Origin of the sequence: Eggerthella sp. (genome assembly GCF_048329335.1) — a bacterium.
Lineage (GTDB): Bacteria > Actinomycetota > Coriobacteriia > Coriobacteriales > Eggerthellaceae > Eggerthella > Eggerthella lenta.
Genome location: NZ_DBFEGU010000338.1, coordinates 1 through 9933 on the forward strand (window position 1 = coordinate 1; position 9933 = coordinate 9933).

Here is a 9933-nt window from a genome sequence, read left to right on the forward strand (position 1 = left end):
CCACGACGAAATGCTCCGAGCCGATGACCACGCGCTTGCCGTCGAGCGACGACGCGATGCCGTGCGCCACGAGGTACTCCACGTCGGCGTGGCGCTCGCGGTGCCGAAGGTTCTTCTCCGCGGCCGCGCGCACCACGGCGCGGGCCACCGGGTGCGGGAAATGCTCCTCCAGGCAAGCGGCCAGCCGCAGCACCTCGCGACGGTTCCACCCGTCGAGCGCCAGCACGCAGGCCACGTTGGGCGTGGCCTCGGTCAACGTCCCGGTCTTGTCGAACACGATGGTGTCGGCCGCCGCCATGGCCTCGAAGTGCTTCGAGCCCTTCACGGTGAAGCCCGCCTGCGCGCTTTGGCTCATGGCCGCCAGCACGGCGATGGAGCCGGTGAGCTTGAGGGCGCAGGAGTAGTCCACCATGAGCGCCGCCGACGTCTTCACGAGGCTGCGCGTGGTGAGCGCCACGGCGCCTGCCAGCAGGAAGTTCCAGGGCACGATGCGGTCGGCCAGCTGCTCCATGCGCGACTGGGTTTCCGATTTGAAGGATTCCGCCTGCTCCACGAGCGCCACGATGGAGCGCAGCTTCGTCTCGCCCGCGTCCGCCGTCACGCGCACGATGATCTCGCCGTCCTCGACCGCGGTGCCCGAGAACACGTTGTCGCCCACGCCGCGCTCGACCGCCAGCGGCTCGCCGGTGAGGGCGGCCTGGTTCACCATGGCCGTGCCGCGCACCACCTCGCCATCGACGCACACGGGCATGCCGGTGCGCACGGCGATGCAGTCGCCCGGCTTGAGGTCCGACGCAGCCACCTGGACCTCCTGGTCGCCCTCGACGAGCTGCGCGGTTTCCGGGAGGTCGAGCAACGCGTTCACGAGCGCCCCCTCCGACCGCGAGCGCGTGTACTCCTCCAGCGTCTCGCCCAGGTTCAGCAGCAGCATCGTCTCACCCGCCGTGCGCGGGTCGCGCTTGACGAACGACATGCCGATGGCGGCAGCGTCCAGCACGGGCACGTCGAGCCGCGCCCGCCCGAGCGAGCGGACCGCCGCCGCCAGGAAGCCGCGGTAGCGCCAGGCGGTGACGAGGGCCGCGACGGGCTTCGGCAGGAACCACCGGCGCGCGAAGTACGACCCCACGAGCACCGCGATGTCCATGAGCAGCGACTGGGTGCGCGGTGCCAGTTCGAGCCCGCAGCTCGAACGGGCTTCGGCGATGGCCTCGGCGTCGATGGCGTCCAGGTGATCGAGCACCCGCTGCCGCGCGCCGTCCGCCGCACGGTAGCGCACGGCGATGCTGCCGATGCGAGGGTAGACGTTCGCGCGCTCCACCGCCGGGCACGCGCCCAGCACGCGGTAGAGCGCGTCGAGATCGTCGGCGGGCACGGGACCGACCAGCCGCACGCGCAAGCGGCCGGGAACCTCGCTCGCGATGACGTAGTCCATCGCGTTCTACTTCGCCGGCTGGTCGTCGGCCTCGACGGCGGGCTCGGCAGGGCGCTCCCCGTCCTTGCCGACGACGCTGATGTAGGTGGCCTCGGCCACGATGTCGTCAACCTCGGCCTTCGCCTGTTCGACGATGTTCTCGTACGTCGCCTTCGCGCGCAGCCCCTGCGCGACGCCCTGCACGTAGCATTTCTTGGCGGTGGTGCTGGTCAGCGCCTTCACGCCCACCGTGCCCAGCAGAAAGCCCGCGCCCACCAGCAGCCCGCTCTTCTTCTTGAATCCCATCGCTTCGCCTCTCTCTCGTTGGTTCCCCATCCGCGCGCTTCGATTTGAAGTTGCACGAATCTAACTTATCAAGGATAATGCGGTTGTCGGATAAAGTCAATCATGATTAACTAGTATCGTCGACATCGAAGCGAAGGAGGTCGGACATGAAGCAGCATCGATTCTGGGCATGGGCGAGCCTCGCCTGCATGGCGCTGGCGCTGTACACGGGACGCAAGCGCGTCTGACGCATCCCGTGGGGAATGCGAGGGGGTTGCCGGGTTCCGCCCGCATCCCCGACGCGGTTCGGGTACCATGAGGAGCATGACGAACAGCACGGCCGCAAGGAGCGTCCCATGAACATCAACAACGTGGTATTCGAGCGATCATTCGGCGTATCGTCTCAGCTCACGCCTTCGACCATGCCCGAGATCGCGTTTGCGGGACGCTCGAACGTGGGCAAGTCGTCGCTGCTGAACAAGCTGTTCAACCGCAAAGGGCTGGCGAAGGTGTCGCAGACGCCGGGCAAGACGGCCACCATCAACTTCTTCTCCTGCGACGGCGTGCGCTTCGTCGACCTGCCGGGCTACGGCTACGCGAAGGTGTCGAAGTCGGACAAGAGCCGCTGGTCGGAGCTCATCGAGGGCTACTTCAACCAGGATCGCGACCTCGCGCTCGTGGTTTCGCTCGTGGACATCCGCCACGAGGCGTCCGACCTCGACGTGAACATGATCGGCTTTTTGCAGGAGGCCGAGCTGCCGTTCGCCGTGGTGCTGACGAAGGCCGACAAGCTCAGCCGTCAGCAGCAGATGAAGCAGAAGGCCGCCCTGAAGAAGCAGCTGAAGCTGGGGGCCGACGTGCCGCTCGTGGTGTGCTCGTCGGAGAAGGGCACCGGCATCGACGAACTGCGCTCGCTCATCAAGAACAGCGTGCGGTAGGCGCTGCCACAGCATGCACCCGAAAGAAAACGGCCCCGAAGGGCCGTTTTCTTTCGCTTGAGGAATCCGGGGCTACGGGCGAACGATGATCATGTCACCCTGCACCGGGCTGATGCACACCGTCTGGCCGAAGGTTGGAGCATGGATCATCTGGCCGTTGCCGATGTAGATACCGCAGTGGCCCCAGCTGGTGGCGATATCGCCAGGTTGAGGATCGCCTACCTGCGACATGCCCATGAACGTGTTCGTGGTTCCCCATCGGGAGAAGCTTCCAGTCACGGCATAGCTTACCAGGCCGGAGCAATCGAACGAGCTCGGTCCTACCCCACCCCACGAATATGGCAATCCTATGCAACCGTACGCCCGGTCGACGATAGCATTGCCCGTCACAGGATTGTAGGAGGGTCCGGAAGGCTCGCTCGGAGCGGGCGACGGAGAAGGCGAGGGATCGTTGCCCGGAGCAACATTGCCCGAAGCGTTCGCGTTCTCTTGGGCCTGACGCGCAGACGCTTCCACCACGGCTTGGGCCTGAGCTGCATCGGCGGCTGCCTGCGCAGCGCGCTCCTGCTCCAGCAGCTCGGCCGCTTCGGCGCTCAGGCTGTCGTAGGTAGCCTGCATGGCGGACATCGTGGACGCCGCCTCCTGCTTGGAGCGCAGCGCCTCATCGGCCTTCTCGGCGGCTACGCGCTGCTGCTCTGCATAGGCGGCCTGCTGCTCCTGCACTTCGGCACGCAGATCTTTCGTCTGCTGAACGAGATCGGCATCGTTCTCGTTCAAGGTGTTGAGCATATCCCAACCCGTCGAGAACTCCTGGAAGGTGGTGGCGCCCAGCAGCAGGTCGAGGAACGAGCTTCCGCCCGTGCGGTACATGCTGCGCGCACGAGATCCCAATCGGGTTTGAAGGTCGGCGATCTGGCCGTTCGCCTCGTCGATGCGCGCCTGCGCCTCGTCGCGCTTGGCCTCGGCTTCTCTCTGCGCGGCCAAGGCCTCATCGTAGACGACGGAGGTTCGGTTGAGCGTACTCTGCATGCTGTTGAGCGATGCGAGCGCGGCCTGAGCTTCAGCCTGCTTTTCGCTGGCAGTCGGATCGGCGTACGCCAACGAAGGGATCATGAGAGTCGCCGCGAGGGCCGCAGCCACTGCTCCCGCGAACACGCCCTTGCGGGCGCGCATTGCTTGCTGTTGCATGTGGGAACCTCCACCTGCGCTCAGATGCTCGTATACATTGCGAGCTAGTGTATCAGATCGCATGGCTCGCCTACGAAACAGCTTGGAAATCGAACAGGAACATCATACGAACCTCGGGTGAGCCGGGTGCAGCTTCGGAATCCTCACTTATCCGTTGAAGCCCTCGTCGCGAATGCGCCCCGCGCCGTCGGCGGCCGTCGTGGCCAGCTCGTCGCAGCGCTCGTTCTCGGGATGGCCCGCATGCCCCTTCACCCACACGAACGTCACGTCGTGAGGCTCCTTGGCCGCCAGCAGACGCTTCCACAGATCGTCGTTCTTCACGGGCTGCTTCTGCGCGTTCTTCCAGCCGCGCTTGAGCCAGCCGTCAACCCAATGCTGGTTGAAGGCGTTCACCACGTACTGCGAGTCGGAGTACAACGTGATGGAGCACGGGCGCTTGAGCACTTCGAGACCCGCCACCACGGCCATGAGCTCCATGCGGTTGTTCGTGGTGCGCTCGTAGCCCTGCGACAGCTCCTTCTCGTGGACGGCGCCCTTCGAATCGACGAAGCGCAGCACCGTGCCGTAGCCCCCCGGCCCCGGATTCCCCCGCGCCGCACCGTCGGTGTATATATCTACATGCATGTGGAGGGCCTTTCGCGTCGGAGGGGCAAAACCGGATGGGTATCATACCACGAGAGAGCGGTCGCCATCGAATTCTACGCGTCAGCCCCAGATGAGGTCCATCATCTCCTGGCGGTCGTGGACGCCCATCTTGGCGTAGATATGGGAGACGTGGGTCTTCACGGTGCTGCCTGACAGCACCAGCTCGTCCTGGATGAAGGCGCGCGTGCGGCCCTGGGCCAGAAGCACGAACACCTCGGTCTCGCGCGGCGACAGCGCATAACGTCCCGCCAGCTCGAGACACGTGTCCGACACCGTCTGCACGAGCGGAGCAGCGACCTCGCCCGAAGCGGCATCCTTTCGACTCGGCACGAACCAAACGGCGCACAGCGCAACGACCACGAAAGCGTAGGTTGCCAGCATCACGAGCAACGTGTCCACGATGGCCGCGCGTCCCAACAACAGCACCCAGGCGATGGACGCTCCCGCATAGACCACGCCGGCCACCCCCATGACGCGGTACGACGGCACGTCGAGCACGTCGAGCGCCGTTACCACGACGGTCCAGAACAAGAGGTGCGCGAACAGCTCGTCGATCTGTATGACCACGGTGAGGAACCCGAGCGACGCTCCCGTGGGGTTCGCCTGGATGGCTACGACGAACAAACCCACCAAGATGAGCAGCAGCGCAGGCTGGAATCGGATCGGCAACGCGGCATCGGCCAGGCGCGCGAGCGCGGCGTAGGCGAACACCACGACGCAGACGGCCGGAACGATCATGGCGGTGAGCCACGGCAGCGCCGTGGAGATGTTCGCGTTCGTATCGCCCCACATCCCCAGGTAGCTCACCGAGCGGATAACAGCCAGCACCACCGCCGCAATAGCCAACAGCACGAGCATGGTGCGGCGTTCGGCAGCTGACGTGCGCTCGCGCGTGCGCGGGACGGCCGGCACGCCGAACACCGTACGAGCGCGAGAGCCCTCCGAGGCGGAAGCCGCCCTCGAAGGCGCAACGGCATCCGAAACGCCCTCCCCTGCCGCGAGATCGGCACGATCGCGCGCAAGAGTGCATGCCGTTTCGAACAGAAGCGCCGTGGCCACAGGCATGGCGATGGCGACGATCACCTGCACTGCGGGGCTTGCGAACGCGCTGAGCACGAGCAAGACGGGAAGCTTGAGCACCAGACTGCCCGCTATGCTGGCGACGGCGCACACGTAGCCCTGCGTGCGCGCGAGCAGCAGCATATAGCGCGCCGCCAGCCAGAAGTAGCCCACGCCGGCCACGAACAGGCCGCCCACGGCCAGCGCCCCGGGATCGAAGAAGGTCTGGTGGAACGACATGCCGAAGCACGCCGTGCCGAAGGCCGACAACAGCGGCAGCACGAAGCGCAGCATGCCGTCGGCGCGCTTGAGCGCACGCGGAGCCGTCGCGAACGCCGCCGTGCATAGAAGGATGCCGGCAAGGAAGAACAGGCGCGGATTCGCCCACGCATCCATGCCGGCTGTTGACGACATGAAGCCCAGCGTGTGGCCCATCAACGTGCACCAGACCAGATTGAGCCCCAGCCCGCACGAAGCGAGCACGCCCACCGGATTGATTTGCAGACCGCGGTTGCCCATGATCGGTGATTCCCCAAGCCTCCCCAACATCAGGCCACCGCTCGGCGACCGCCTCTCATTATCGCACGCCCTTCGCACGCCCGCACCCTCAAAAAACGGCGCGTTCGGCCCGAACCGGCAGAATCACCCCGCTCTGCACGGGCATCGGCCAAAGTGTCCGATGCGGAAATCATCGGACGACCCGCGAATCGGATACTTGGGCGATGGCGCGCACGGCAGCCCGCATCCTACGATGGGACGGTCCGCGCGCATCGACGACGCAAGAGGAAGAAGGGAGGGACGCAAACGGCGAAGCGCGAGCGCGCATGGCGGACGACGGGAACCAAGACAAGGAAAGGGGGATGCATGAGGCTCAACAAGAAGGCCATCATCGTGGCAACCTGCGCGGCCTGCACGCTCGGCCTGGCGGCAGGATGCGCGCCGCAGCAGTCGGAGAACGCAGGCGCCGCCGCTCCGTCCGGGGACGGAGGCGCCGTCCCGCAGGAGCAGAAGCTCACGCCCGAGCAGCAGGCCGTCATCGACGGCGCCGAAGGCACCACGAACGAGGACATCGACGAGAACTACTATCCCGGCAAGGAATACCTCGACAACCTATGGGACCGCTGGGACCAGGTTGCGACCGAATACGCTCCCGAAGTGCGCACCCTGCCGAACGGGCAGATGGTGCAGCGCACGCCCACCGAGTACGAGGTGAACCCCGACGCTTGGCAGATCCAAGCCGGTTCCAACTCGTACAACACCTACTGGCTGGACGCCGACAACCGCGGCTGCGAATCGTGCCATGCCGACATGAACTCGCTGCTGAAGCACCTGCCCTACGAGCACCCGGTTGCCTGGAACGACGAGTTGGACAACAAGACCACGCTGCAGCAGTGCCTGTTCTGCCACTCCTACGCTCCGGGCTACATCGCGAAGCAGTACGAGTTCGGCACGCTCATGCACGCCGTTCACTACGGATCGCGCACGAAGAGCGACTTCGTCAACCAGTATCAGGGCGACTGCATGTCCTGCCACAACGCCACCGAGAACGGTGCGGGCCTGGAGCTGTGGGATCTCACGAAATACGATCGCCTGTGGGGAATCAACGACGTCGAGAACGTGCAGGGCGATTTCAAGATCGATCAAGAGAGGACGCAGGGCCAGAGCGGCGTGTTCTCGTACGACTGGATGCACGCCTACTACGACAACATGCGCCACGGCGCGGGCGTGAACGGCCTCGACCTGGAGATGCCGCAAAGCCTGTTCGACGAATGGACCATCACCGTTGACGGCAACGTGAACGCCGAGTACACGGCCACGCTGCCCGAGCTCATCAAAGAAGCCGAGGCCGACGGCGCCGTGATCACGAAGACCTCGAAGATGGTGTGCAACTGGAACCCGGTGGGAGGCGGCGGAGTCACGAACACCGAGATAACCGGCATTCCCGTGAGCTGGCTCGTCGAAAAGGCGGGCGGCTACAAGGACGGCACGACGGGCGTGAAGGCGCTGCGCGCCGACGGCAGCTCCAAACGCGCCTTCCCCGTGGACAAGGTCGACTCCGACGAGGCGCTGCTGGTGTACAAGATCGGCGGCGAGTACCTCGACGCGACGCGCGGCTATCCGTGCACGAACTGGGTGGAAGGCGTGGACGCGCAGATCAACTCGAAGCAGATCGACACCTACCACGTCACCGACGAGGACATCGACTACACCGACAAGTGGGCCGGCAACCCGAACGGATGGCAGAACGAGGACGACGTTCCCATGAACAAGCCCAACGCCACCATCCTCGGCGTGCCCGACGGCCTGCTCGTGCAGAACGGCCAGCCCTACGAATTCACCGGCTACGTGGACGGCTACGACGAGAAGATCGCAAGCGTCGAGTTCTCCCTTGACCGCGGAGAAACGTGGACGAAGTACGATATCGGCGACATGGATCGCAACAAGATGGTGTGGTGGAGCTTCACCTACAAGCCCGAACTGGAAGGCGCGTACTGCCTGACCGTTCGCGCCACCACCGAAAGCGGCATGACGAGCTTCGAGACCCAGACCGTCATGTTCAACGCGAAGGACAAGATGCCCAACCCCGAGGACACGACCGTGCTGGAAAGCGCATCGCTGATCCCTCCGAAGGTCGCGGCGGCATCTGACGAGAAGAGCGAGTAGGAGGACGCCATGGCTTACAACCCCAAGAAGATCGCGGGCGGCGTGGCCGGCGGCGCGCTGCTGATGTTCGGAGCAGTGGGCGGTATCGGCGCTACGGCCGGACTACCGCAGACCGCCGACGCGGACCCGATCGCCACGACGCATGCCGTGGGAGACAACGTCGTGACCGCACAATGGTTCAACGAGGACGACGTGTCCTACGTCTCCGTGGCCAACGCCCAGGGAGCGTTCACCTTCAACCAGGAAGGCGTCACCCCCAACGACGAGCTGTTCAACGTGTTCGGAACAGCGCTGACCAGCATGTGCTCGAAGCCTGCCACCGAGCTCGTCGACGTGGAGGGCGGCGTGGCCAACTTCTACGTGAACGTGGGCGGCAACATCAAGAAGAACTTCACCATCGACGTGCGCGACCTGGCCGAAGATGCCAACCAGGAGACGATGATGGCGTGCTCGTGCGCCACCGGATCGCCCTTCGGCCAGGCGGCCGTCATGGGCGTGCCGCTGTCGGCCGTGGTGGAGATGGCCGACCTGGAAGACGGCGTGAACACCATCACCGCCTACGGCGCCGACGGCTTCGGCCAGCCGCTGCCCTTGCGCTACGCGCTGGAGAAGAACGCGCTTCTGGCGTACCAGGTGAACGGCCAGGAGCTGGAGGCGGCCACCGGGTCGAGCCTGCAGCTGTGGATGCCCGAGACCGTGGCGCGCTACTTCACGCGCGACATCGTGAACATCGAGCTGACGCAGGAGGATGCGGAGCCCGACGTGCAGCAGGTGGACCCGTGCTACCGCAACAAGATCAACATCATGAACTACTCCGACGACTGCGTGTTCAAGGCAGGCGACGAGATCACGTTCGAAGGCGTGGCCGACGATCTGGGAAGCCCCATCGCCGCCATCGAGTTCTCATTCGACAACGGCCGCACATGGACGTCGTGCGACACCGACGGCGCCACGGCCGACAAGTGGGTGAACTGGCAGTTCACCACGTCGTTCGAGGAAAAGGGCGACTACCGCATGACCGTGCGCGCGAAAACCGCCGACGGCATGGTGTCCCCGCTTGCGGCGACGCTGCTGTTCGAAGTGGCCTAAACCCTTCGCAGCACGCAACCTCGAGCCAACCGAAAACGCCCGTCCGCGAAATGCGGGCGGGCGTTTTCATGTTGCGTCCCACACCGTCGCGAGCGTCCATGCGGGCGAACGGCAGCACCCAGTGCGTCAAGAGGACGGGTGCTTTGACACGTTGGAACCCTGACGTGTCAAATCCGACATAGAGCGAGGCGGAGCTGGGCGCAAAACGGGTCCCATGACAAATTCGGCGGCCGGATCGGACGTCGGCGGCGACGCAAGATTTTCACCACCTGGGATTATACGGTTTGGCGAAGCCTACCGGCACGTCGAAACTGCTTCGAGATTGTCATGGAACCCTCTTTGCGCCCAGCCCGGCAACCTGCTCCGCCCCTCGGCTGTCGGACCACGCAACGGCCGCGCACGTTTTCGCCGGCTCGCGTGCAGCAAAAACGCCGGTTTGGCAGCCTCGACTCCGCGACTGGTGAAGAGCAGCGACAAAACTCCAGATGGCGCTCGGTCGCATTCCGCAAAACAACGCTCCCGAACCCGAGAAGAAGGCGTCCGAACGGGCCGGTGCTGCCAAACCGGCGTTTTTGCTGCACGCAATCCACCCATAGCTGCGCACGCGTCGAACCACCCGTCCCTCCCTAACGCACGTCAACCGAAAGCGCCCGC

General features: G+C 65.0%; 8 protein-coding genes. 3 read left to right on the plus strand and 5 right to left on the minus strand.

Going from position 1 to position 9933, the window contains the following annotated elements:
• The coding region (locus ACMO6A_RS10545; RefSeq protein WP_418471236.1) for an HAD-IC family P-type ATPase at positions 1-1432 on the minus strand (1432 nt) is incomplete at its 3' end.
• Between the two features lie 6 nt (positions 1433-1438).
• Positions 1439-1717, minus strand: coding sequence for a DUF6110 family protein (locus ACMO6A_RS10550; protein ID WP_009304771.1), 279 nt, complete (start codon positions 1715-1717; stop codon positions 1439-1441).
• Between the two features lie 335 nt (positions 1718-2052).
• Here ACMO6A_RS10550 and yihA point away from each other — a divergent pair, with 335 nt between their 5' ends.
• Entirely contained in the window at positions 2053-2634 is a 582-nt protein-coding gene (gene yihA / locus ACMO6A_RS10555; protein ID WP_009304772.1) for a ribosome biogenesis GTP-binding protein YihA/YsxC, read from the plus strand.
• A gap of 72 nt (positions 2635-2706) precedes the next feature.
• On the opposite strand, the gene ACMO6A_RS10560 is transcribed toward yihA, so the two are convergent.
• The 3 genes from ACMO6A_RS10560 to ACMO6A_RS10570 form a co-directional block, all read right to left on the minus strand.
• On the minus strand, positions 2707-3822 hold the full coding sequence (locus ACMO6A_RS10560) for a coiled-coil domain-containing protein (protein ID WP_009608859.1): 1116 nt from the start codon (positions 3820-3822) through the stop codon (positions 2707-2709).
• 147 nt (positions 3823-3969) lie between these two features.
• A complete protein-coding gene (gene rnhA, locus ACMO6A_RS10565; protein ID WP_009304774.1) occupies positions 3970-4446 on the minus strand; it encodes a ribonuclease HI in 477 nt (158 codons plus the stop codon).
• 81 nt (positions 4447-4527) lie between these two features.
• Positions 4528-6045, minus strand: a complete 1518-nt coding sequence (locus tag ACMO6A_RS10570) for a helix-turn-helix transcriptional regulator (protein ID WP_009304775.1) — start codon at positions 6043-6045, stop codon at positions 4528-4530.
• A 345-nt stretch (positions 6046-6390) separates the two neighbouring features.
• On the opposite strand from ACMO6A_RS10570, the gene ACMO6A_RS10575 reads away from it, so the two are divergent.
• Entirely contained in the window at positions 6391-8190 is a 1800-nt protein-coding gene (locus ACMO6A_RS10575; protein WP_009304776.1) for a molybdopterin-dependent oxidoreductase, read from the plus strand.
• A gap of 9 nt (positions 8191-8199) precedes the next feature.
• Positions 8200-9279 (plus strand): molybdopterin-dependent oxidoreductase, encoded by a 1080-nt coding sequence (locus ACMO6A_RS10580; protein ID WP_009304777.1) that lies wholly within the window; start codon positions 8200-8202, stop codon positions 9277-9279.
• Positions 9280-9933 lie beyond the last annotated feature (654 nt).

Coding starts and splice junctions, on each gene's coding strand:
- ACMO6A_RS10550 (WP_009304771.1), bottom strand. CDS start 1,717: ATGGGATTCAAGAAGAAGAGCGGGCTGCTGGTGGGCGCGGGCTTTCTG.
- yihA (WP_009304772.1), top strand. CDS start 2,053: ATGAACATCAACAACGTGGTATTCGAGCGATCATTCGGCGTATCGTCT.
- ACMO6A_RS10560 (WP_009608859.1), bottom strand. CDS start 3,822: ATGCAACAGCAAGCAATGCGCGCCCGCAAGGGCGTGTTCGCGGGAGCA.
- rnhA (WP_009304774.1), bottom strand. CDS start 4,446: ATGCATGTAGATATATACACCGACGGTGCGGCGCGGGGGAATCCGGGG.
- ACMO6A_RS10570 (WP_009304775.1), bottom strand. CDS start 6,045: ATGGGCAACCGCGGTCTGCAAATCAATCCGGTGGGCGTGCTCGCTTCG.
- ACMO6A_RS10575 (WP_009304776.1), top strand. CDS start 6,391: ATGAGGCTCAACAAGAAGGCCATCATCGTGGCAACCTGCGCGGCCTGC.
- ACMO6A_RS10580 (WP_009304777.1), top strand. CDS start 8,200: ATGGCTTACAACCCCAAGAAGATCGCGGGCGGCGTGGCCGGCGGCGCG.